The 22,388-nt window shown below is 71.1% G+C and carries 21 protein-coding genes; 13 read left to right on the forward strand and 8 right to left on the reverse strand.

Annotated elements, in window-relative coordinates; translation table 11 throughout:
- Positions 1-85 precede the first annotated feature (85 nt).
- Both rplQ and truA read left to right on the forward strand, forming a co-directional pair.
- The gene (rplQ, locus tag QGN30_RS06775) at positions 86-742 is read left to right on the forward strand and encodes a 50S ribosomal protein L17 (RefSeq protein ID WP_014381079.1); all 657 of its coding nucleotides are present in this window, start codon (positions 86-88) and stop codon (positions 740-742) included.
- Complete coding sequence (truA, locus tag QGN30_RS06780; protein WP_248923693.1) at positions 729-1,580, forward strand: tRNA pseudouridine(38-40) synthase TruA; 852 nt, start codon at positions 729-731, stop codon at positions 1,578-1,580. Before rplQ ends, truA begins: the two co-directional genes overlap by 14 nt.
- Here truA and QGN30_RS06785 read toward each other — a convergent pair.
- Entirely contained in the window at positions 1,577-2,212 is a 636-nt protein-coding gene (locus tag QGN30_RS06785) for a cutinase family protein (RefSeq protein WP_026071200.1), read from the reverse strand. The genes truA and QGN30_RS06785 overlap by 4 nt on opposite strands.
- 42 nt (positions 2,213-2,254) lie before the next feature.
- Entirely contained in the window at positions 2,255-3,136 is an 882-nt protein-coding gene (locus tag QGN30_RS06790; protein ID WP_014385773.1) for a cutinase family protein, read from the reverse strand.
- Between the two features lie 121 nt (positions 3,137-3,257).
- On the opposite strand from QGN30_RS06790, the gene eccB reads away from it, so the two are divergent.
- Positions 3,258-4,631 carry a type VII secretion protein EccB gene (eccB, locus tag QGN30_RS06795; protein ID WP_014385772.1) on the forward strand — a complete coding sequence of 458 codons (1,374 nt, stop codon included), beginning with the start codon at positions 3,258-3,260 and terminating at the stop codon, positions 4,629-4,631.
- On the opposite strand, the gene mycP is transcribed toward eccB, so the two are convergent.
- Together mycP and eccD are read right to left on the reverse strand one after the other, a co-directional pair.
- Positions 4,596-5,912: a type VII secretion-associated serine protease mycosin gene (gene mycP, locus QGN30_RS06800; RefSeq protein WP_416366852.1), complete on the reverse strand. Its 1,317-nt coding sequence runs from the start codon at positions 5,910-5,912 to the stop codon at positions 4,596-4,598. The genes eccB and mycP overlap by 36 nt on opposite strands.
- A complete protein-coding gene (gene eccD / locus QGN30_RS06805; RefSeq protein ID WP_248923234.1) occupies positions 5,909-7,318 on the reverse strand; it encodes a type VII secretion integral membrane protein EccD in 1,410 nt (469 codons plus the stop codon). Before eccD ends, mycP begins: the two co-directional genes overlap by 4 nt.
- 93 nt (positions 7,319-7,411) lie before the next feature.
- Between eccD and eccCb the strand changes: the two genes are divergently transcribed.
- The 9 genes from eccCb to QGN30_RS06850 all read left to right on the forward strand — a co-directional run bounded on the left by eccCb (position 7,412) and on the right by QGN30_RS06850 (position 17,516).
- Entirely contained in the window at positions 7,412-11,101 is a 3,690-nt protein-coding gene (gene eccCb, locus QGN30_RS06810) for a type VII secretion protein EccCb (RefSeq protein WP_326566649.1), read from the forward strand.
- Entirely contained in the window at positions 11,098-12,327 is a 1,230-nt protein-coding gene (locus QGN30_RS06815) for a type VII secretion-associated protein (RefSeq protein ID WP_248923232.1), read from the forward strand. The genes eccCb and QGN30_RS06815 overlap by 4 nt, the downstream gene beginning before the upstream one ends.
- A 43-nt stretch (positions 12,328-12,370) precedes the next feature.
- Positions 12,371-12,688, forward strand: coding sequence for a WXG100 family type VII secretion target (locus tag QGN30_RS06820; RefSeq protein WP_009955887.1), 318 nt, complete (start codon positions 12,371-12,373; stop codon positions 12,686-12,688).
- Positions 12,689-12,702: 14 nt separating this feature from the next.
- Complete coding sequence (locus QGN30_RS06825) at positions 12,703-12,999, forward strand: WXG100 family type VII secretion target (protein WP_008260232.1); 297 nt, start codon at positions 12,703-12,705, stop codon at positions 12,997-12,999.
- A 262-nt stretch (positions 13,000-13,261) separates the two neighbouring features.
- On the forward strand, positions 13,262-13,705 hold the full coding sequence (gene rplM / locus QGN30_RS06830) for a 50S ribosomal protein L13 (RefSeq protein ID WP_008260230.1): 444 nt from the start codon (positions 13,262-13,264) through the stop codon (positions 13,703-13,705).
- 80 nt (positions 13,706-13,785) lie between these two features.
- Complete coding sequence (gene rpsI, locus QGN30_RS06835; RefSeq protein WP_026071202.1) at positions 13,786-14,241, forward strand: 30S ribosomal protein S9; 456 nt, start codon at positions 13,786-13,788, stop codon at positions 14,239-14,241.
- Between the two features lie 149 nt (positions 14,242-14,390).
- A complete protein-coding gene (gene glmM, locus QGN30_RS06840; protein WP_009955889.1) occupies positions 14,391-15,725 on the forward strand; it encodes a phosphoglucosamine mutase in 1,335 nt (444 codons plus the stop codon).
- A 48-nt stretch (positions 15,726-15,773) separates the two neighbouring features.
- Positions 15,774-16,103, forward strand: a complete 330-nt coding sequence (locus tag QGN30_RS06845; protein WP_014385766.1) for a hypothetical protein — start codon at positions 15,774-15,776, stop codon at positions 16,101-16,103.
- Positions 16,104-16,106: 3 nt separating this feature from the next.
- The gene (locus QGN30_RS06850; RefSeq protein WP_095562910.1) at positions 16,107-17,516 is read left to right on the forward strand and encodes a hypothetical protein; all 1,410 of its coding nucleotides are present in this window, start codon (positions 16,107-16,109) and stop codon (positions 17,514-17,516) included.
- Between the two features lie 4 nt (positions 17,517-17,520).
- Here the strand turns inward: QGN30_RS06850 and QGN30_RS06855 are convergent, their stop codons facing one another.
- The 4 genes from QGN30_RS06855 to QGN30_RS06870 are packed head-to-tail and all read right to left on the reverse strand — an operon-like array spanning position 17,521 to position 20,041.
- Complete coding sequence (locus QGN30_RS06855; protein ID WP_008260216.1) at positions 17,521-18,561, reverse strand: LLM class F420-dependent oxidoreductase; 1,041 nt, start codon at positions 18,559-18,561, stop codon at positions 17,521-17,523.
- Positions 18,562-18,599: 38 nt separating this feature from the next.
- On the reverse strand, positions 18,600-18,950 hold the full coding sequence (locus QGN30_RS06860; RefSeq protein WP_248923231.1) for an ester cyclase: 351 nt from the start codon (positions 18,948-18,950) through the stop codon (positions 18,600-18,602).
- 10 nt (positions 18,951-18,960) lie between these two features.
- Entirely contained in the window at positions 18,961-19,800 is an 840-nt protein-coding gene (locus QGN30_RS06865; RefSeq protein WP_248923230.1) for a dienelactone hydrolase family protein, read from the reverse strand.
- 43 nt (positions 19,801-19,843) lie between these two features.
- Positions 19,844-20,041, reverse strand: coding sequence for an Rv1535 family protein (locus QGN30_RS06870; RefSeq protein ID WP_008260212.1), 198 nt, complete (start codon positions 20,039-20,041; stop codon positions 19,844-19,846).
- A 443-nt stretch (positions 20,042-20,484) separates the two neighbouring features.
- Between QGN30_RS06870 and glmS the strand changes: the two genes are divergently transcribed.
- Positions 20,485-22,350 (forward strand): glutamine--fructose-6-phosphate transaminase (isomerizing), encoded by a 1,866-nt coding sequence (gene glmS / locus QGN30_RS06875; RefSeq protein WP_009952459.1) that lies wholly within the window; start codon positions 20,485-20,487, stop codon positions 22,348-22,350.
- Positions 22,351-22,388: the final 38 nt, after the last annotated feature.

Below are 22,388 nucleotides of genomic sequence, written 5' to 3' on the forward strand. Positions count from 1 at the left end.
GCAGCTGAGGAACCGGACACAACTGGCGAAAGTCCGTCCCGGTCCTACCTGATACGGGGACCGGCCCCAATTAGGAGAAGTCGCAATGCCCAAGCCCACCAAGGGTCCTCGCCTCGGCGGGTCGTCATCGCACCAGAAGGCCCTTCTGGCCAACCTGGCGACGTCGCTGTTCGAGCACGGCCGTATCAAGACGACCGAGCCCAAGGCGCGTGCGCTGCGGCCGTATGCGGAAAAGCTGATCACCCACGCGAAAAAGGGTGCGCTGCACAACCGTCGGGAGGTGCTGAAGAAGATCCGCGACAAGGACGTCGTGCACACCCTGTTCGAGGAGATCGGGCCGTTCTTCGCCGACCGCAACGGCGGCTACACCCGGATCATCAAGGTCGAGCCGCGCAAGGGCGACAACGCGCCCATGGCCGTGATCGAGCTGGTGCGGGAGAAGACGGTCACCTCCGAGGCCGATCGGGCCCGCCGGGTGAAGGCGTCCAAGAAGTCTGACGCTCCTGTCGCGGCGGCGGCGGCGCCTCAGGCCGCCGTCGAGCCTGAGGAAGCCGTCGGCCCGACGGCCGAGGAAGCCACCGCCGAGGCCTCGGAGACCAAGCCCGAGACCCAGGCCTCCGAGGCCTCAGACGAGCCGACCAAGGCCCAGGCCGAAGCCGAAGACAAGGCCGACAAGGCCGTGGCCGCGAGGGCCGAAGCCGAGGCCGCCGAGAAGGCGAACGACGAGGCTGACGAGAGTTAGCAAGGACGTCCGTCTGCGGCTCGATATCGCCTACGACGGAACAAATTTCGCAGGCTGGGCCACTCAGACCGGCCAGCGTACCGTGGCCGGGGCTCTCGACGAGGCGCTGACGACCATCTTCCGCACACCCGTGCGGCTGCGGGCGGCGGGACGCACCGATGCCGGAGTCCACGCCACCGGGCAGGTGGCCCATGTCGACGTGCCCGCGGCGGCCCTGCCGAACGCGTACTCGCGTGCACCGCACGTCGGTGAGGCGGAGTTTCTGCCTTTGCTGCGCCGGCTGGGCCGGTTCCTGCCCACCGACGTCCGGGTCGTCGACATCGTCCGCGCCCCTGCGGGTTTCGACGCCCGATTCTCGGCGCTGCGGCGTCACTACGTGTACCGGCTGTCGACGGCGCCGTGGGGTGTGGATCCGCAGCAGGCCCGCTACGTCACCGCCTGGCCGCGCCCCCTGGACGTCGAGGCCATGGCCACCGCCTCGCGGGACCTGTTGGGATTGCACGACTTCGCCGCGTTCTGCCGTCACCGCGAGAACGCCACCACCATCCGCGACCTGCAGCGGCTGGAGTGGACGCGCGAGGGTGACCTGATCACCGCGCGGGTCAGCGCCGACGCGTTCTGCTGGTCGATGGTGCGCTCCCTGGTCGGGGCGCTGCTGGCCGTCGGCGAACACCGCCGTCCCGTCTCCTGGTGCCGTGAACTGCTCAGCGCCACAGCCCGATCCAACGACTACGCGACCGCCCCGGCGCACGGGCTGACACTGGTCGGCGTCGACTACCCGCCCGACGACCAGCTGGCCGCCCGCAACCTCATCACCAGGGACGTGCGCTCGCGCTAGACCCTCGCCGCGGCGAAACTCGCGGCCTTGTTGGTCAATCCGGGCACGTAGCTCAAATGCGACGCCCACCGCAGGCCGCCCGAACAGATCGGGTCGCCCGGGTTGCACAGGTCGATGGTCTTGCCCTCGAAATTCGGGCTCAGCGCGCTCATCAGGTTTCCCGCCCGGCCGGACGGATTCCCGAAGAGAGCGACGGCGGCGACGTGATCGGCGGCCGCCGGCGGCAACGGCCTGCGAAACCCGAAGCCGGACACCGGTGCGGCCGTGACGATGTCGATGACGGCGGCCCCCTGCGAGTAGCCACCCAGCACCAGCTTGGTGTTGGGGCAGTTCACCGCCATGCGCTGGATGTGGCTGCTCGCGTCGTTGGCGCCGTCCGCGGCGGCCAGGAAGTCCTTGTCGGCGGGATAGTTCACGCCATATGCGCCAACGCTTTTACGGGTCTGCTCGCGCAACGAGTTGACGAACGCCCCGCCCACCTTCCCGACACCGGGCGCCTCATCCGTTCCCCGGGCAAACACCACTTCAACGCCGGGGCAGGACGCCGATGCACGGGGAACCAATTGCGGGGCAACCAATAACGCTGCCCCCGCGAGCAATCCGACGCCCAGCCCTAAAGGGATAAGCCTCACACAGAGATGTTAAGCGCGCGTTGATAACCCGCCGGTAACGATTTAGACGAGAGGTGCTTGCGGTACGGACGTGACCGGCCCGGGCGCGAGCGGCGCGGGCGCCGGGGCGGTGCCGGTGCCGCCGTGGATCGAGGGGCCCGACCCGGGCGGGGTCTGCCCGTACACCGGCGTCTGCTGGCCGTACCCGGGCTGGCCCGGAACCTGCGGGCCGGCGCCGGGGAACGACGGGCCGTACCCGGGCACCGACTGGCCGGCGCCGACGAGCCGGGACGCGACGAACGCCGCGGCCTGGGTGGTGTAGACGGGGACGTAGCCCTCGGTGTGCCCACTCCACTCGTTGCCGGGGCCCGCGTGGCAGATCGGGTCGTTGGGGTTGCACAGGTCGATGGCCTTGGAGCCCAGCAGCTTGCTCTGGCTGGGCAACGTGCCGCCGGCGCGGTCGGCCACGTCGCCGAAGGTGGCGACGGCCGCGATGTTGTCGGCGTACTGCGGCGGCAGCGAGTTGCCCCAGTTGATTCCGCCGATGGGCACGCCGGCCACGATGTCCATCACCGAGGCGCCCTGCGAGTAGCCGCCCAGCACGATCTTGGTGCTCGGGCACTTCTCCACGCTCTTCTTCACGCGGTCGATGGTGTCGTTGGCGCCGTCACCGCCGTGCAGCTGCAGCTTGCTGGCGGCGTAGTTCACGCCGTAGGGCAGGATGTTCAGCCCGCCCGTCTGCTGACGCAGCGAGTCCACGAAGGCATCGCCAACCCGGCCCAGGCCGGGGGGCTCGTTGGTGCCGCGGGCGAAGATGACCTCGACGTCCGGGCAGTCATCGGCGGAGGCGACCGGCGTCGCAGCCGGTGCGGCGAGGAGGCCGGCGGCGGTCACCAGGGCCGAAGCGCCCAGGCCGACGAGGCGAGCTGCACGGTGAGTTTTCACCGGGCAATTTTACCCAATTTCGGCCGGGGCGAAACTCCTGCGACCTGTGGATAAGCGCTCCGGCGGGGCCGTTCGGCGGCCTACCGTGGGCCCAGACGGATTTCGCAGGGTGGGGGGATCAGTGCCGCGTCAGCCGACCACGTGGCTGCGCGTCAGCGCTCACCGATACCTCGTGCGCCGCACCGAATGCGCGTTGCTGGGCGAGGCGATATACCCGACCGGTCCCCGGGCGCGGATGCCGTCGGCATCGCTGGCAGCCGGCTGTGTGGTCACGGTCCTCGCACTGGCGGGCTGTGCGCTGCTGGGTTTGCTGAGCCCGCACGTCGCGTTGGATCGGGCGCAGATCGTGATGTCCCGGGACTCGGGTGCGCTGTTCGTTCGAGTGGGCGATGTCTGGCATCCGGTGCCGAACCTGGCCTCCGCGCGGCTCATCGCGGGGAGCGCCGCCGATCCGCAGCCGATCCGCGAGGCCGACCTGGAGCGCGCCAAACGCGGCCCGCTGCTGGGCATCCCGGGTGCACCGCAATTCGTCGGCAGGCCCCTGCCCGCGCAGGAACTGGCCTTCTCGATGTGCGACAGCGATGACGCCAGCAGCACGACGGTCGTCGTCGGCCCCGTCGCCGACAACGGGGTCACCCGCATGCCCCCCGGGCAGGCCGTCCTTGCCGCGGTCTCCTCGGGTTCGCCGGCCTATCTGCTCTACGACGGGCACCGGGCCATCGTGGACCTGGAAGACGCGGCCGTCGTGCGGGCGCTCCGACTCGAGGGCCACGCGCCGCGGCTCGTCTCGCAAGCGTTGCTGAACGCCATGCCCGAGGCGCCGCCGATCTCGGCGCCCCGCATCCGCGGCCTCGGGGGCGCCGCGCCCGGGCTGCCGGGGTTTCGCGTCGGCAGTGTGCTTCGCGTCACACGCGCCGACGGTGACGAGTATTACGCGGTGCTGGCCGACGGCGTGCAGCGGATCGGCCAGGTCGCCGCCGACCTGATGCGCTTTGGCAGCTCCCAGGGCACGGTCAGTCCCATCACCGTCGCGCCCGCGGCGATCCGGGCCGCGCCCGTCGTCGCCGAGCTGCCCGTGGCCGGTTTCCCCGACCGGGCGCCGACGCTGCCGGAGGCCGCCGGCACGTTATGCGCCAGCTGGGCGGGCGGGCGAGCGGGGGTGGCTTTGCTGGCGGGGGGCCGGCTGCCCGTGCCGCCCGGTCAGGCGGCGGTGACGCTGGCGCAGGCGGACGGCCGGGGCCCCGCGCTGGATGCCGCGTACGTGCCGACCGGCCGCAGCGCCTACGTGCGGGCGGGCGACAAAGCCGGCACCCGCTACCTGATCGTCGACACCGGGGTGCGATTCGCCATCCCCGACGACGACGCCGCGCACGATCTCGGCCTCTCCGAGCCGACCCCGGCGCCCTGGCCGATCCTCACGCTCTTGCCGGCGGGACCGGAGCTGAGCAGACGCGGCGCGTCAATCGCCCGGGACGCGGTCGCGGGCTCCCCGTAACCGGCTTCTGACCGCTCCGGCGGCGAGCGCGACCGTCAGCGCGACGAGGCAAACCGCGGCGCCGCGCACCGCGGTGTCCCGGGCGCGGGTATCGCGCGATCGGGTCGTCGGCGGCGACACGGCGGCCGGCGCCGCGGCAGGCGGCGGCTTGGGAGTGGTGGCGGGCGGGCCCGTCCCGGTGCTGACCGCGGCGAGCGGATCGATGGTGCCGTTGCCGACGAGCGGATCCCACCCCGCGGGCGGATGATGCGCGGTCGACTCGATGCGCTGCATCACCTGCCGCGCGGTCAGCGCCGGGAAGCGGGCCCGGATGAGAGCGGCCAGACCGCTCACCACCGGGGCGGCATAACTCGTGCCCGACACCGGATCCGGCGCGAGGGAGGCCACGGCCTCGCCGGGCGCGGCGACATCGACCCAAGGTCCGGCAAGGCTGAAACCCGAGGGAGCCCCTTCGGCGTTCACCGAACCGACGGTCAGCACGTAGTCGTCGTACCACGCGGGACTGACCGCGACCGTGATGGTCTGCCAGGTGGCGTCCGGTCGCTGCGGCGGGCACTGCGCGGCGCCGCCGGTATTCCCCGCCGCCGCAACCACGACGGCATTCTTGACGTCGACGGCGTAGGCCAGCGCGGCGCCCAGCGCGCGGTCGTCGAGCGCGGCGGCCACCGGAACGCACGCCACCGAGGAAATGTTGATCACCGACGCGCCCAGATCCGCTGCCGTCCGAACGGCTTTCGCCATGGTGTCGACGTCACCCACCCCTGAGCGGAACCGGTCGGTGGCGGGCGCGAACTTCGCGCTGGACTGCCGAATGCTGATCAACGTGGCCTCCGGAGCGATCCCGCTGAAGCCGTCCGACTTGGAATCCGCCGCGGCCGCAATGATTCCCGCGACCAGCGTGCCGTGCGCGTCGCAGTCCTGCGTGCCGTCGCCGGTCGACACGTAGTCACCCCCGGGCACCACGTCGGGCAGCCGGCGGTGCCGCGAGACCCCGGTGTCGATCACCGCGATCCGTTGTCCGGCGCCGCGGGTGAGGCGCCACACCTCCGAGAGATCGAACGCCCCGGGCGGCTGGTTACGGCCCGGCCTCGAGTCGCGCGTCAGCGCCGCGCAGACCTCGCGCTGCACGGTCGGCCGCGTCGGCGCGGGCAAGGCGGGCTGGGGCAGCCACTTGTCGTCGATGCCGGGTGGCGAAACCGCCTGCGCCGGCGGCGTTCCGAACGCGGCGAGCATCGTCAGCGCCGACACCGCGAACACGCGCCCAACGTGCGAGTTCCTCACGTGAGATGCAATCCCCGGACCGCGCCGTAGAGCCCGCTGATCCAGCAGGCCAGCGGGACCAGTGCCGACCACGCCAGCCACTCGAGCACTTCGACACATCGGAGCGCGACGGGCGAGGAGGGTGTCGCGGCAAACCCGAGGTACATCGCGGCGGCGGCCAGCGCCGTCGCCGCCGCGAGGAGCGGTCCGGGCATCTGCATGCGCAGTACCGTGACGCCGAAGGTCGTTGCCGCGATGAGGGTTCCGCCGACGGCAAAGCTCAGCAGCCCGGCGCCTGCGCCGGACCTGCAGCGCAGCAGGAACAGGGCGGCGGTGACGGTCCCGAACGCCATGCAGGACAGCCGCGGTGCGCCGGCGAGCACGGTGAGAGCGGCGCCGACGCCGGCCGACGACGACAGCCCCGCGCGCAGGCTCACCAACCACCGGTCGGCGCGGATCGCTTGCGCGGGCACCCGCGAGTCACTCGGGCCGGGGACAGCGAAGTCCGCCGTCGCAAATCGGGGCGACAACCCCGCCAGCGCAATGGACATGCGCGGCGCCGCCCCGAGCAGACCGAGCGACAGGACCGCGGATGCCGACGCGATGACATGCACAGGCGCGGCGGTGATCGCGCCCACCAGCGCCGCCGCGGCGACGGCCGCCGCGAAGCACGCCGCCGCCGTCAACGCGACGACGCCGCAGCCCGACAGCCGCATCGCCAGCACGGCGGTGACGGCCGCCGCCGCCGCGGCCAGCAACACGTTGGAAACGCTTGGGCCACCGGGCACCATCACAAACCCGGCCACCGCCGCGAAGACGATGGCGATCACGCTCAGCGCCAGCCCGGCGATCGGGTCTCGGTAGGCCCGGTGCGCGACCGCGGCAAGCCCGAGCGCGACGAGGGCGGCCGATCCCAAAGCGGCGCCCGTCATCCCTTCGTCTCGAGGGTGGCTGTCGCTGAAGGTGTTTCGGACCAAAGCCAGCCCGCCAACCGCCGTCAGGACGACGGCCGCAGTCGCTCCGCAGAGCCGGGTGACCCGCCGGGTTGCGGCACCGCCACGCAACCGAGCGGGCCCCTCCAGCGTGGCCGCCACCTCCCGCGCGATGTCGACGTAACGCGGCGCGGGTAACGGCACGGAGGGTGTGCTCAGCACCAAGACCGCGCCGTCGCCGATGCGGTTCTGCGCCAACGTCGTCGACGGGTTCAGCGCGGACGCGCCGGGGATCGACACCTGGTAGCGCACCGCCTCCTGGTCGGCGGGACGGACCCCGAGGGCGTCGATGAGCGACGGAATCAACACCGCGACAGGCACTCCGGCGGGCAGCACCAGATCGGCGACGGCGGTGCCCCAATGAACGCGGACCCGGCACAGCCCGGTATCGGATGCAGCCAACGGCGGTCCCTTCGGTCGGATCCTGGCGAACATAGCCGGGTTTCGACGTCCCGGCATCCGGCTGTCCACAGGTGACTTGTCGCCGTTTTCGGTGCTCCCTACCGTCGTCGAACTGGAGGCGATGCGATGACCGAGATGTTGGTGCCCGAGGCACAACAGGCGCCAATCGTGGTCGAGGCGCCACCGGACCTGCCGCCACCGGCGGGGCCCGGCCTGCTGCCCCGCCTGCTGCCGGTGGCTATCTCCGTGGTGAGCATCGGCATCATGGCCGCCGCGTTCGCGTCGGGGACCGCCATGGCCCGCACCCCCGTGTTCCTGGCCTTCCCGCTGATGATGCTGGTCTCGGCCCTGGCGTCCGGGCTGACCGGCCGGGCCCACCGGCGCGGCGATGGCATCGATGCCGACCGCGGACGGTATCTCGACTACCTGAGTCGGCTCAGTCAATCCGTATCCGAGGTCGCTATGGCGCAGCGCGCGTGCGCCATTCGGCGTCATCCCCATCCCGACACACTGTGGACGTTGATCGGCGGCGCTCGGATGTGGCAGCGCGGACCGGGCGACGCGGACTTCTGCGTCGTGCGGCTGGGCACGGGACCTCAGCCGCTCGCCCGTCGTTTGGTGGCGCCGGAGCTCGCCGCCGAGGAGCTTCGCGATCCGGTCACCGACACGGCGTTGCGCCGGTTCCTCCACGCATATTCGACAGTCGTTGCGCCGGTACCGATCGACCTGCGGGACGGATCGCTGGTGACGATCGACGGCGACGCGAGGGCCGCGCGTGGCTTGCTACGCGCGATGATCTGCCAGCTCGCCGTGCAGCATGCGCCCGATCAGGTGCGGATCGCCGCCGCGGTCAGCGAGCCGCATCGCGCCCACTGGGAATGGCTGAAATGGTTGCCGCACAACCAACATCCCGGCGATTCCGACGCGGCCGGTCCGGTGCGGATGGTCTATTCGGATGCCGCGCAGGCGCAGGGCGCGCTCGCGGGCGTTGCGGCGACCCGGGTGGTGGTGGTCGCCGAGCTGGACGAGGGTCCCACCGCGCTCGGCGGCGCCACCACCATCGCGATCGGCGGCGGCAATGACGGTGCGCCGCTGACGATCCGGCGCTCCGGCGAGGCCGCGCCGGTTTCTTGCCCCGACCGGATGGAGCCCGTCGACGCGCTGGTGTGCGCCCTCCGGCTGGCCGGTCATCGGGGGAGAGCGGGGGGCGGTGATCCCGGTTGGCCCGGATTGGTCGGTCTGCGCGACGTGCATCGTTTCGACCCGGCGACGCTATGGCGCGGCCAGGCGCGCCGCGACCGCCTGCGCGTCCCCATCGGCACCACCATGCAGGGCGCACCGCTCGAGCTGGACATCAAAGAGCCGGCCGAGGGCGGGATGGGCCCGCATGGGCTCTGCATCGGTGCAACCGGGTCGGGAAAATCGGAGCTGTTGCGGACCATCGCGCTGGGCATGATGGTCCGTAACTCCCCGCTGACGCTCAACCTGTTGCTCATCGACTTCAAGGGCGGGGCAACCTTTCTCGACTATGCGCGAGCGCCACACGTGGCCGCCGTGATCACCAACCTGGCCGACGACGCGCCGCTGGTGAGCCGCATGCGCGACGCGCTGGCCGGCGAGATGAATCGTCGCCAGCAGCTGCTGCGCACGGCGGGCTGCGTCAGCGTCGAGGCCTACGAAGGCGCGCGCCGCAGCGGCGACCCGCCTGAGCCGCTGCCGGCCCTGCCGACGCTGTTCATAATCGTCGACGAGTTCTCCGAATTGCTCAGCCAGCAACCAGATTTCGCCGACACCTTCGTGGCGATCGGTCGTCTCGGCCGATCCCTGGGCATGCACCTGCTGCTGGCCAGCCAGCGCCTCGACGAGGGACGGCTACGCGGGCTCGAGGCCCACCTGTCGTACCGCCTGTGCCTGAAGACCCTGTCCGCCGCCGAATCCCGCACGGTGCTGGGCAATCTCGATGCGTACGAGCTGCCCGCCGCGCCCGGCGCCGGCTTCCTGCGGATCGGCGGCGGCGAACCGATTCGCTTCCAGGCCGCCTCGGTTTCGGGACCGCTGCGGACGGACGCTTCCCCGGATAAGGCCCCCGCCGCGGCGCGCTCGACCCAGGCGTTCACGACCCGCGTCACCGGCGCGGTCCGTCGCACCCACCGGGCGAACATGACTTCCCCGCCGGCCATCTACCATGCGGTCCTGGACCGGCTGCGCGGCCAGGGGCCGCCCGCGCACCGGGTTTGGCTGCCCCCGCTGGGGCCGGCGCCGCAGCTGCACACCCTGCTGCACAGCGCGGAGCCCACGCCGGCCGGCCTGACCGCCGTCCCCATCGGCCTTGTCGACCGCCCCTTCGAACAGCGCCGAACGCCACTGATGATCGACCTGTCCGGGGCCGCCGGCAACGCGGCGATCGTCGGGGGGCCCCAATCCGGCAAGTCGACGGCGCTGCGCACACTCATCACCGCCCTGGCGGCCACGCACGACGCGAGCCAGGTGCAGTTCTACTGCTTGGATTTCGGTGGCGGGACGCTGTCGTCGGTGCGGTCGTTGCCGCACGTCGGTGCGGTCGCCGGCAGGGCCGAGTCCCGACTCGTCGGGCGGATCGTCGCCGAATGCGAGTCGGTCGTGCGGCGGCGTGAAGCCATATTCGGTGAGCACGCGATCGGCTCGATCGCCGACTATCGCCGGCGGGCCGCAGCCGGCGTCGCCAACGATGATCCGTTCGGCGACGTCTTCCTCGTCATCGACGGCTGGGCAACCGTGCGCCAGGAATTCGAGGCGCTGGAGGCCTCGATCACCGCCCTTGCGACCCATGGGCTTTCGTTCGGTGTGCACGTGGTGTTGTCGGCGTCGCGCTGGGCCGACGTCAGGCCGTCGCTGCGGGATCAGCTCGGCACCCGCGTCGAGTTGCGGCTCGGCGATCCCGCCGACTCCGAACTGGACCGCAAGGCCGCCGCGCACGTCCCGCACGACAGCCCGGGACGGGGGCTGTCCCGGGACGGCCTGCACATGGTGGTCGCAAGGCCCGTCGCCGAGGTGCTCGCCGGTCACTCGGTTGCGCCGCCGATACCGCTCTTGCCCGATCACGTGGACCGCGAGACCTTGGTGCGCGGGTCGGGAGCCGAGCTTCGCGCCCAAGTGCTGCTCGGCCTGCGAGAGCGCGAACTATGCCCGGCGGCAATAGATTTCGACGGTCAGCCGCATCTGGTGATCCTCGGCGACAGCGCGTGCGGGAAGACGGCGACGCTGCGTACCTTGTGCCGTGAGCTGGTCCGGACGAAGACCGCCGCGCAAGCACAGCTGTTGATCGTCGACTTCCGGCGCACGCTGCTCGGCGTTGTCGAGTCGGAGCATCTCCGCGGGTATGCGATGTCGCCGGCCGCGTTGGCCGCGCTGCTGCCCGACGTGCTCGCCCTGCTGAGCGCACGAATGCCGCCGCCCGACGCGAGCCAGGCCGAGTTGCGCAGCCGCTCGTGGTGGTCCGGGCCGCAGATCTACGTCGTGGTCGACGACTACGACCTGGTCGCCACGCCGACGGGAAATCCGCTGGGACCGATCGCCGAATTCCTGCCCTACGCACAAGATTTGGGATTGCACCTCGTCGTCGCCCGGCGCGGCGCCGGGGCGGAGCGCGCGATGTTCGAGCCGGTGCTCGCGGGTCTGCGTGACCTCGGTTGCATGTCGCTGATGATGAGCGGATCTCCCAGCGAGGGCGCGCCGTTCGGCCGCGCTCGGCCGGCGCAATTGCCGCCGGGCCGCGGCTTGCTGACCAACCGTACCGGCGACGAAGACCTCGTCCAGGTGGCTTGGAGCCCGCCGTGAGCGAACACCGTCCGATCATCGAGGCCGGGCCGGGCACTATCCGCCGGTTATGTTGTGGCACAGGACCGATCGACGAGGGCGAGACGGCCGACGTCATCCGGTCCGCCCTGGACGCGATAGACGACCGCGTCGCGCTGGTGGGGGAGCGGCCGGTAACCGTCGACGCGTTGTGGGAGGCCGCGCTGCGGGCGGCAACCTGCGGAACCGCCGACGGCATGGTCGTCGTGCACCCGTCCTGGTGGTCCTCCTCGCGCGTGGGCGTGGTGACCGCGGCCGCCGCGAGGGTGGCCGGCGCGGTGCGGACGCGCCCGCGATCATGGCTGCTGACGCGGGCGTCTCGCGCGGAACCGACGGTGGCGGTGGAAATCGCCGAGCGGCTGGTGGCGGTCACCGCGAGCGAGATCACCGCCGTACCGCGCAACGCCGATCCGCAATCCGTCGCCGAAGCCGTCGCGGCCGTCATCGCCGGCGCGGCCCCCGCGGCGGTGGTGATCGACACGCCGAGCACGGTCGCCGGGGCGTCGGCGCTGGCGGCGTCGATCATCCACGGGCTACGCGGGAGCGGGCCGTCGGCACCAAGTGTGCTGGAAATCAACCATATTCGCTTCACCCGGCTTGCGCGGGCGTCCTTCCCGGTGCGCCCGCTGCCGTCGGGGGCGCGTCCCACCGCCCGCCCGTCGCGGGTGCGGGCCCTGGGCACACTGGGGGCCGCCGCCATCGTCGTCGCCGCGGCGGCGCCGGCTGCGATGGCGCCGGACCGGCGTGGCGTAGTGCCCCCGACGCGAGTAGAGGCCACGCCCACGACGTTTTTGGTGGAAGGCCGGGTGGCGCTGTCGGTCCCGGCGACATGGCCGGCGCGACGGGTGGTCACCGGGCCGGGCTCGGCGCGGGTCCAGGTCACGTCTCCGGCCGATCCCGAGGTCGCGCTGCACATCACCCAGTCGCCGGTGGCCGGCGAGACGCTCAGCGGCACCGCCGAACGGTTGAAACGCGCGATCGACGTCGAGCCCGCCGGGCTGTTCGTCGACTTCAACCCGTCCGGTACCAGCGCGGGCCGGTCGGCGGTGACCTACCGCGAGGTGCGCCCGGGTCATGAGGTGCGCTGGACGGTGCTGCTCGACGGCCCCCTGCGGATCAGCGTCGGATGCCAGAGCAGACCCGGCGACGAGGGCGGGGTCCGCGATGCGTGCGAGCAGGCGGTCAGATCCGCCCACGCGATCGGATGACAATTCGTGGAACCGAACGATCCCCGTCACGGTCGTAATAGGTATGGCTGCACCAAACCCACTGAGCGCCGACGTCGACCTGATGCGGTCGGTGGCGGGCACCACCGACGCGCGCAACGAGGAAATCAGGGCAATGTTGCAGGCGTTCATCGGCCGGATGGGCGGCGTGCCGCCGTCGGCGTGGGGCGGGCCGGCGGCCACGCGCTTCAAAGACGTGATCGATCGCTGGAACGCCGAGTCGGTGCGGCTCTACCACGCCCTACACGCCATCGCCGACACCATTCGGCAGAACGCGGCCACCCTGCAGGAGGCCGGCCAAAGCCACGCCGACCGCATCGCCGCCGCCGGCGGAAACCTGTGAGGAGGAAAGATCCCGTGGATTCGGTGTTGTCCTACAACTTCGGTGAAATTGAATACTCGGTGCGCCAGGAAATTCACTCGACATCGGCCCGCTTCAATGCCGCGCTCGACGAGCTGAGAGCACACATCGCGCCCTTGCAGCAGCTGTGGACCAGCGAAGCGGCCGCCGCCTACCAGGCCGAGCAGCTGAAATGGCACCAGTCGGCGACCGCGCTCAACGAGATGCTGGCCGCGCTCGGAAACGCGGTCCGCGACGGCGCGGACGAGGTGGCCAACGCCGACCGCCGCGCCGCCGGCGTGTGGGCGCGGTAGCGGCCGACGAGACACCGCGCGGTCTGGCCGCGCGTGAGACTGTGTGGTCCTGACGGGGGAGAGCCGTCGGGGCCACACAGTCATTTTGACCTGCGGGGATGGCGGTCGGTAAGCTGCTCCGTTGGCGTGCGGGACGCCAGGGCCTCGGGTCAACGTCGGTCGCCGAGACCAAGCCCTTACCGCGGACGCCTGACCGGCACCCGGTCACACCGGGATCCACAGCCTCGGAACAGAGGCTCGCAGAGAAAGAGTGGTAAGCGCTGTGCCTACGTACACGCCAAAGGCGGGTGACACCACGAGGTCGTGGCACGTCATCGACGCCACGGACGTGGTGCTTGGCCGCCTTGCCGTCGCGGCAGCCAACCTGCTGCGCGGCAAGCACAAGCCGACGTTCACCCCCAACGTCGACGGCGGTGACTTCGTCATCGTCATCAACGCCGACAAGGTCGCCTTCAGCGGCCAGAAGCTGGACAAGAAGCTGGCGTACCGCCACTCGGGGTACCCCGGCGGTCTGAGCAGCCGCACCATCCGCGAGCTGATGGCCAAGCACCCCGACCGCGTCGTGGAGGACGCGATCGTCGGCATGCTGCCCAAGAACAAGCTCGCCCGGCAGATCGCGCGCAAGCTGCACGTCTACGCCGGCCCGACGCACCCCCACGTCGCACAGCAGCCCGTTCCGTACGAGATCAAGCAGGTGGCCCAGTGACCGAAACGACCGAGGGCCTGGAGAACCCAGAGAACCCGGACAACCCAGAGACCGCAGAGGAAACAGTGGCCGCCGCCGAGGTGACCGAAGCCCCGGTCGAGGCCTCGGAGCCCGCCGACGTCGCCGCGCCCGCCGAGCCCTACGTGTTCGAACGGCCCATCCAGACCGTCGGCCGCCGCAAGGAGGCCGTGGTGCGGGTGCGCCTGGTGCCCGGCACCGGCCAATTCAACCTGAACGGCCGCACCCTGGAGGGCTACTTCCCCAACAAGGTGCACCAGCAGCTCATCAAGGCCCCGCTGGTCACCGTGGACCGGGTGGAGAGCTTCGACGTCTACGCCCACCTGCACGGCGGCGGCCCCTCGGGGCAGGCCGGCGCGCTGCGCCTGGGCATCGCGCGGGCGCTCATCGTGGCCTCGCCGGACGACCGTCCCGCGCTGAAGAAGGCCGGGTTCCTCACCCGTGACCCGCGCGCCACCGAGCGCAAGAAGTACGGCCTGAAGAAGGCCCGCAAGGCGCCTCAGTACAGCAAGCGCTGATCAGCCGTCGCTTTCCGGCCACAACTTGGCATCGCGGTGCACAAGTTGTGGCCGGTTGCGGCGTGTCTGCGCCCACCCGCGCCTGGTTTCGGCCACAAAGGAACGGGCACGTTAGGTGCTAGCCCGACAACTGTGAGAGGTTTGTTCGCATGGGTCGACTATTCGGCACCGACGGTGTCCGTGGGGTCGCCAACCGCGAGTTGACCGCCGAGCTGGCGCTGGCGCTGGGTTCCGCGGCGGCGCGGCGTCTGGCGAGCGCGTCGGCGCCGGGCCGCCGCGTCGCGGTGATCGGCCGCGATCCGCGGGCCAGCGGCGAGATGCTGGAGGCTGCGGTGATCGCCGGGCTGACCAGCCAGGGCGTCGACGCGCTGCGGGTGGGGGTGCTGCCCACCCCCGCGGTGGCCTACCTGACCGGCGCCTACGACGCCGACTTCGGGGTGATGATCTCCGCCTCCCACAACCCGATGCCCGACAACGGCATCAAGATCTTCGGGCCCGGCGGCCGCAAGCTCGACGACGGCACCGAGGACCAGATCGAAGCCCTCGTCGGGGATCCGGGGCCGCGCCCGGTCGGAACCGGCATCGGCCGGGTCGTCGACGCCGAGGACGCGGCCGACCGCTACCTGCGTCACCTGAGCAAGGCCAGCACGCTGCGCCTCGACGGGCTGACCGTGGTGGTGGACTGCGCCCACGGCGCGGCCTCGGCGGTGGGCCCGCGCGCGTACCGCGCGGCCGGCGCGAGGGTGATCGCGATCAACGCCGAACCCAACGGGCTCAACATCAACGACAACTGCGGCTCCACGCACCTGGATTCGCTGCGCGCGGCGGTCGTCGCGCACCGCGCCGACCTGGGCCTGGCGCACGACGGGGACGCCGACCGGTGCCTGGCCATCGACGCCGACGGCAACCTCGTCGACGGCGACCACATCATGGTGGTGCTCGCGCTGGCCATGCACGAGGCCGGCGAACTGTCCTCGCGGACGCTGGTGACCACCGTGATGAGCAACCTGGGGTTGCATCTGGCCATGCGTTCGGCCGGAATCACGGTGCGCACCACCGGCGTCGGCGATCGCTACGTCGTGGAGGAACTGCGGGCCGGCGACTACAGCCTGGGCGGCGAGCAGTCCGGGCACATCGTGATGCCCGCGCTGGGCTCGACCGGCGACGGCATCGTCACCGGGCTGCGGCTGATGAACCGCATGGCGCAGACCGGCTCGTCGCTGGCGCATTTGGCCTCGGCCATGCAGACGCTGCCGCAGGTGCTGATCAACGTCACGGTCGCCGACAAGGCCACGGCCGCCGCCGCGCCGTCGGTGCAGTCCGCGGTCGGGCAAGCCGAGGCCGAGCTGGGCGACACCGGTCGAATCCTGTTGCGCCCGTCGGGAACTGAGCCCATGATCCGCGTGATGGTGGAGGCCCCCGAAAAGGAGATCGCTGCGCGGATCGCCACCCGGGTCGCCGAAGCGGTCAGCGCCGCGCACTGATCCCGCAGCGCCGGGAACCCCGACACGCCTACCGGCGTCGGATTAGGCATGAAATTCGTTGGGGGAACACGGCCTGTCGCCGCCGCCCGCGCCCAGATCGACGCGTCGGCCACGCACCGGGTCGCTAACCAATTCGCCATGGCCGCGGAATTTCTCGACCGCGCGGTCAGCGATCACCTGGCCAGGCTGGCCTTCGGCGGGGCCTGCGCCGGGCGGGCGCACGCCGCGCGCGGCGACGCGCTTCGCGTCGAGTTGGGGCGCCTGACGCAGCAGGTGACGCAGTGGTCGCGCGCGTCCAGCGAGATCGCCGCCGCCCTGCGGTCCAGCGCGCAGCGCTACGCCGACGCCGAACTGTATGCCGCGGCGCGGATCGCGTAGCTCGTGGCCGACCGGTTGGACGTGGACGCGCGCCTCGCCGAGGGCCGGGTTGCCGTCGAGCACACCCAGACCTACGTGCTGGCGTCCCACGCGCTCGGCTACCAACATCCCGACCTGACAGCGCATCCCGCGCAGATCCGGGAATGGTATGCGAGCGAGGACGAACTCGACCTGCGCGCGCTCGACCGTGACTGCGCGGAGCTGCGGGCCGCCGGCGTGGTGGCCGCCGAGGCGCTGCGCATGCAGCGCGCCCAGGTGGCCGAGCTGGCCGCCGCGTGGCAGGGCGCGGGCGGCGACGCCGCGGTGCAGCTGTTGCAACGGCATTGCGACAGCGCGGACGCGGTCGTCGGCGAACTGCGCGCGGCGGCCCAGCGATGCGAGTCGCTGCGCGACAACCTGTGGCACCTGGTCGATTCGAAAGTCGCGACGGCCATCGCCGTCGACGACCGGGCGCAGGCGCAGCGGCCGGCCTGGTTGGCCGCCGCCGCCGCGGTCACGGCCGGGGTCCGGCGGGGCGCCGAGGATGTGGTGCGGCAGCAGGTGATTCCCTACGTGGACAACGACATTCGTAACGACTGGCTGGCCGCGATGCGGTCCGCGTCGGACGGGGTTCAGACGTCCTACGCCATGGTGATCGACAGGGCCGCGGCCGCCCCGGCGGCGCGGTTCGAGTTTCCCGGTGATCTCGGGGCGGGCGTCGTTCCGGTGCAGCTCGCCCCGCCGGTGGCCGCCGCGTCCGCACCGCGGGTGGACGACTCCGCGGCGACGGTGGCGGCCGCGGCGCCGGCGCCGGTCGCCCCCCTGCCGGCCCCGCCGGCGCCGGTCGCGGGCTGGGGTAGCGGCATCGGTGACGCGTCGGGGTGGCCCGCCGAAAGCTTGGGCGATCTGGGCGGGCTCGGCAGTGGGCTCGGCGGCGGTGGGCTCGGCAGTGGTGGGCTCGGCGGCGGACTCGGCAGTGGTGGGCTCGGTGGGGGTGGCGGCGGTCTTCTCGGGCTCGCCGGCAGGATTGTCGACGCGATGGGCGATCTGCTCGGGTCGGCGGGCGACGGGTCGGATGGCGCGGCCGCGCTCGGCGATTCGGCGGACGGAAACGCGTTCGACGAGAACCCTTTTCACGCCGAGGATCCGACTGACGCGATGGGCGCAGAGGACTCCGGCGACGCCGAGGACGCCGACGACACCGCCGAGGGGAGCGGCCCAGCCGAACCCGTCGACGGGGAGGCGGGTCAGCCCGATCCCACGGAGCCCGAACAGCAAGCCCAACCGGTCGAGACCCCGCCGCCGGCGGATCCGGCGCCGGCCGAGCCGCCGGCTCCCGCGGCAGCGCCGGCCGCCGAACCCGCACCCGCCGCGGGGGAGGGGTCGACGCCGTGCGAGATTGCCGCGGACCAGCTTCCGCAGGCGGGGCAGTGACCGCTCAGGGCTGCAGTTGCAGGGCTTCCTCGACGAAACGCATGGACTCGTCGCGGTCGGTGGCCTGCGGGCTCAACAACAGCGTGGTCACGCCGGCCTCGGCGAAGGCGGCCATCCGTTCGGCCACATACCCGCGCGGCCCGATCAGCGACATGCCCCGCACCAGCTCGTCGGGCACGGCGTCGATGGCCTCCTGCTTGCGGCCGGACAGATACAGCTCCTGGATCCGGTCGGCGACCTCGCCGTACCCGTAACGCGTCGCCAGATTGTGGTAGAAATTGCGGCCTTTGGCGCCCATCCCGCCGATGTAGAGCCCGAGCTGCGGCTTGACCCAGGCCAGCCGCTCGTCGACGTTGTCCCCGATGGCCAGCGACGCGTGCACCATGACGTCGAGCGGACCCAGCGCGGGATCGCGTTTGGCGGCGCCGGCGGCCAGCGGCTCACCCCAGATCGACGCGGCCTTGTCCGGAAGATAGAAGACCGGCTGCCAGCCCTCGGCGATCTCGGCGGTGAGCTCGACATTCTTGGGACCCAGCGCGGCGATGCTGATCGGAATGCGTTCGCGCACAGGGTGATTGATGAGCTGCAGCGGCTTGCCCAGACCCGTTCCGCGGTCGGCGGGCAGAGGCAGCTGGTAGTGCTTGCCGGCGTACTGCACGCGCTCGCGGCGCCACACCTTGCGGCAGATCTCCACGATCTCGCGGGTGCGCCCGAGTGGGGCGTCGAACGGGACCCCGTGAAAGCCCTCGATCACTTGCGGCCCGGAGGTGCCGATGCCGAGGCGGAATCGCCCGTCGGACACGAAATCCAGGCCCGCGGCCGTCATCGCCAGCAGCGACGGCGTGCGGATGTAGAGGGGAAGCACCCCGGACGCCAGTTCGACCGTGTTGGTCTTGGCGGCCAGGTATCCCAGCTGGCTGATGGCGTCGAACGAATACGCCTCGGCCACCACCGCGACCTCGATGCCGGACTTTTCGAGTTCGACGACGCGGTCCACGGCTTCGTGAAAGCCGCCCGAATAGTTGAGAGCGATCCCGATTCGCATCCATGACACTTACCACGCGCCCGTGCGGGACGGGGCGCTCAGCCCGCGGAAGTGCCCGTCCAGTACTCGGCGAACCGCCGGCCGTCGGCGGCCAGGCGCAGGATGTCGTTGCCGGTGAACGAGACCGGGCCGTCCGGGCCGTGGCCGGTGCCCACCCAGCGCCCGGCCACCAGATCACCCTCGGTCAGCGGGCCGACCACGATGGCGAAGCTCAAGTCCGAGAACATGTTTCGTGTCTGCTCGATGATCTGCGCGAGCGCGTCCGGTCCCTGTACCTCCCGGCCGGGCCAGTGACCGACGAAGTCGTCGGTGACCAGCTCGGCCGCGACCGGCCGTCCGTTCCAGAGTTCGGTGATCCAGCGGGCGTACAACGCGTGCACGCTCGACATCAACTCCCCCTCACTTCAGCAGGGCGACGATCTTGTCTTCCAGGGGAATCGCCTCGGCCTCGGGATCGATGGCGTCCGTCCCGGGCAGGTGCACGTCCGGGTCGGCGAAATCGCGATACCTCTTGTCGCCGCCGAGCGTGTAGAGCAGGTAACCGGTCAGCAGCGCCCGAACCGACCGCTGGGTACGCCGGTGCGGGCCGGGCAGGCCGAGCACCGTGGCCAGCCGCCGACCCTCCACCAGCCCGCCGGGCTCGGCCTTGCTGACGATGCGCAGCGTCGCCGGCTTCCACGCCTCGGCAAGCGCCAGCGCGTTGGAGTTCAACGTCGTCCGGTCGCCCGGCGCGGTGAAGATCACTCCCGGCACCTTGAGCGTCGCGGCGGGCTGCTGGGCCGGCGGGCTGGTGACGCTGGGGAAAATCGCCGCCACCGCCGCGAGCTTGGCGGGCATTCCCGCGGCGGCGAATACCGCGGCCGAGCCGCCGAAACCATGACCGACCACGCCCAGCTTGGCGGGATGCACGCTGATCTTGCCCGGCCCGAGGCGCACACCCGACACGATGTCCAGGGCGGTGCCCAGATCGAAGGCGAAGTTCAGCACCGAGGGGGCCACACCCCGCTGGGTGTCGGGAGCGCCGGCCACGATCCCCCACGACGCCAGATGCTCGAGCAGATTCGAGTACCGGGCGGCGCCGGCCAGCCACTCGTGGCCGAACGCCACGCCGGGCAGATTCAGGCCCTCCTCCGGGGTGTACACCACTCCCGGCAGGCCGGCAAAGGCCAGGTCACCCCGCAAAACCCGGTGCGGACCACGGCGGTGCAGAGCGGCAACGAGCTTGCGGATGCGGGCCACGCGTCGACGTTAGCGCATCCCAATCGCGCGCCGGCGCAGATGACTACGCCGTGACCTCGATGACCCCCGCCCGCCACAGCGCCGCGTAGAGCTGGTGCAGCGTGGCGGTGAGCACGTGGGTGGTCAAGTCCATCAAGGCGTTTCCGGAGCCCGCGGACGGGTGCCGGCGTGGCCGGGCGGCGTGCCCGGGGGCCGGCGCCGAGGGGGCGGGCACCACTTCGTCGTACCGAACTGCGGTCATGATTGCCTCCTCATGGCGCACGGTTGTCGGTCGGAGCAAGTTACGCATTTCAATGCGACCCGCTGCACAATTCCCGGTGAACAACCATCGACGGCTGAATTCATGCGTCGGCGAAAACGGGAATCGAGGTAGCCAGAGACTCTGGGCAACCTCACGCAGCTCGTCCTTCGGTCGGTGACGATCTTTGCTGACAATTTCGAATGCTAGAGGCGTTAAGCGCGGCCGCGATGACGTGAACGAAAACGTCGCGCGCACATCAGATGAAAGAACTCCCGCCGGTTATGACGGTGACATGAATGGCTGGGGACTGGGCGGATTGGTCCAGGACGTCCACCTGAGGCCGTCCCAGTCGCGGTGCCCGGGCACGCCTTCCTGCAGGTGGGCGGCCTAACCATAGCGCCGGATTGCGGGTTCGGTGTGCCGCCTGCACTACCCTGGTCAGAATGTGCGGAATTGTCGGCTATGTCGGGCAGCAGCCCGCCTGTGACGTCGTCATGGCCGCGCTGCGCCGGATGGAGTACCGCGGGTACGACTCGTCGGGCATCGCGCTGGCGAACGGCGACGGCACCCTGACGGTGAGCCGCCGCGCCGGCCGGCTGGCCAACCTGGAAGAGGCGGTCGCCCAGATGCCGCGGCACTCGCTGACCGGCACCACCGGCCTGGGCCACACCCGGTGGGCCACCCACGGGCGCCCCACCGACCGCAACGCCCACCCGCACCGCGACGCCGCCGGCAAGATCGCGGTGGTCCACAACGGCATCATCGAGAACTACGCGAACCTGCGCCACGAGCTCGAGGCCCAGGGCGTGGAGTTCGCCAGCGACACCGACACCGAGGTCGCGGTGCACCTGGTGGCGCAGGCCTACCGCCACGGCGAGACCGCCGGCGATTTCCCCGCGTCGGTCCTCGCGGTGCTGCGCCGCCTCGACGGCCACTTCACGCTGGTGTTCGCCAACGCCGACGACCCCGGCACCATCGTCGCCGCCCGCCGCTCCACCCCGCTGGTGCTCGGCATCGGCGACGGCGAGATGTTCGTCGGCTCCGACGTCGCGGCCTTCATCCCGCACACCCGCAACGCCGTCGAACTCGGCCAGGACCAGGCCGTGGTGATCACCGCGGACGGCTACCGGATCACCGACTTCGACGGCAACGACGATGTCGAATACCGCGAGTTCCATATCGATTGGGATCTGGCCGCCGCCGAAAAAGGTGGCTACGAGTACTTCATGCTCAAGGAGATCGCCGAGCAACCCGCCGCCGTCGCCGACACCCTGCTGGGCCATTTCGTCGACGGCCGGATCGTGCTCGACGAGCAGCGGCTCTCCGATCAGGAACTGCGCGAGATCGACAAGGTGTTCGTGGTGGCCTGCGGCACCGCGTACCACTCCGGGCTGCTGGCGAAGTACGCCATCGAGCACTGGACGCGGCTGCCGGTCGAGGTGGAGCTGGCCAGCGAATTCCGTTACCGGGACCCGGTTTTGGACCGCAGCACCCTGGTGGTCGCCATCTCGCAGTCCGGCGAGACCGCCGACACGCTCGAGGCTGTGCGGCACGCCAAGGAGCAGAAGGCCAAGGTGCTGGCGATCTGCAACACCAACGGCTCGCAGATCCCGCGCGAGTGCGACGCGGTGCTCTACACCCGCGCCGGCCCGGAGATCGGGGTGGCGTCGACGAAGACGTTCCTGGCGCAGATCACCGCCAACTATCTGGTCGGCCTGGCGCTGGCGCAGGCGCGGGGCACCAAGTACCCCGACGAGGTCGCGCGCGAGTACCACGAGCTGGAAGCCATGCCGGACGTCGTCGCGCGGGTCCTCGCGACGATCAAGCCGGTGGCCGCGCTGGCATACCAATTCGCCCAGTCGCCGACGGTGCTGTTCCTGGGCCGCCACGTCGGCTACCCGGTGGCGCTGGAAGGTGCGCTCAAACTCAAGGAACTGGCCTACATGCACGCCGAGGGGTTCGCCGCCGGCGAGCTCAAGCACGGCCCCATCGCGCTGATCGAGGACGATCTGCCCGTCATCGTCGTCATGCCGTCCCCCAAGGGGTCCGCCGTGCTGCACGCCAAGCTGCTGTCCAACATCCGCGAAATCCAGGCCCGCGGGGCGATCACCATCGTGATCGCCGAGGAAGGCGACGACACCGTGCGCCCCTACGCCGACCACTTGATCGAAATCCCCTCCGTGTCAACGCTTTTGCAGCCCCTGCTGTCGACGATCCCGCTTCAGGTGTTCGCCGCGTCCGTGGCCCAGGCGCGCGGCTACGACGTGGACAAGCCGCGCAACCTGGCCAAGTCCGTCACCGTCGAGTAGGCAGCGCGCACCGCTTCGCGCGTATCGGCGACGGACCC

The sequence above is a fragment of the Mycobacterium sp. 3-98 genome (genome assembly GCF_035918355.1).
Classification (GTDB): Bacteria; Actinomycetota; Actinomycetes; order Mycobacteriales; family Mycobacteriaceae; genus Mycobacterium; species Mycobacterium intracellulare.

Bases quoted from the DNA above. Each gene is read 5' to 3' on its own strand.
- rplQ (WP_014381079.1), top strand. From the start codon at position 86: ATGCCCAAGCCCACCAAGGGTCCTCGCCTCGGCGGGTCGTCATCGCAC.
- eccD (WP_248923234.1), bottom strand. From the start codon at position 7,318: ATGTTCGCCAGGATCCGACCGAAGGGACCGCCGTTGGCTGCATCCGAT.
- eccCb (WP_326566649.1), top strand. From the start codon at position 7,412: ATGACCGAGATGTTGGTGCCCGAGGCACAACAGGCGCCAATCGTGGTC.
- QGN30_RS06820 (WP_009955887.1), top strand. From the start codon at position 12,371: ATGGCTGCACCAAACCCACTGAGCGCCGACGTCGACCTGATGCGGTCG.
- glmM (WP_009955889.1), top strand. From the start codon at position 14,391: ATGGGTCGACTATTCGGCACCGACGGTGTCCGTGGGGTCGCCAACCGC.
- QGN30_RS06845 (WP_014385766.1), top strand. From the start codon at position 15,774: ATGAAATTCGTTGGGGGAACACGGCCTGTCGCCGCCGCCCGCGCCCAG.
- QGN30_RS06855 (WP_008260216.1), bottom strand. From the start codon at position 18,561: ATGCGAATCGGGATCGCTCTCAACTATTCGGGCGGCTTTCACGAAGCC.
- QGN30_RS06860 (WP_248923231.1), bottom strand. From the start codon at position 18,950: ATGTCGAGCGTGCACGCGTTGTACGCCCGCTGGATCACCGAACTCTGG.
- QGN30_RS06870 (WP_008260212.1), bottom strand. From the start codon at position 20,041: ATGACCGCAGTTCGGTACGACGAAGTGGTGCCCGCCCCCTCGGCGCCG.
- glmS (WP_009952459.1), top strand. From the start codon at position 20,485: ATGTGCGGAATTGTCGGCTATGTCGGGCAGCAGCCCGCCTGTGACGTC.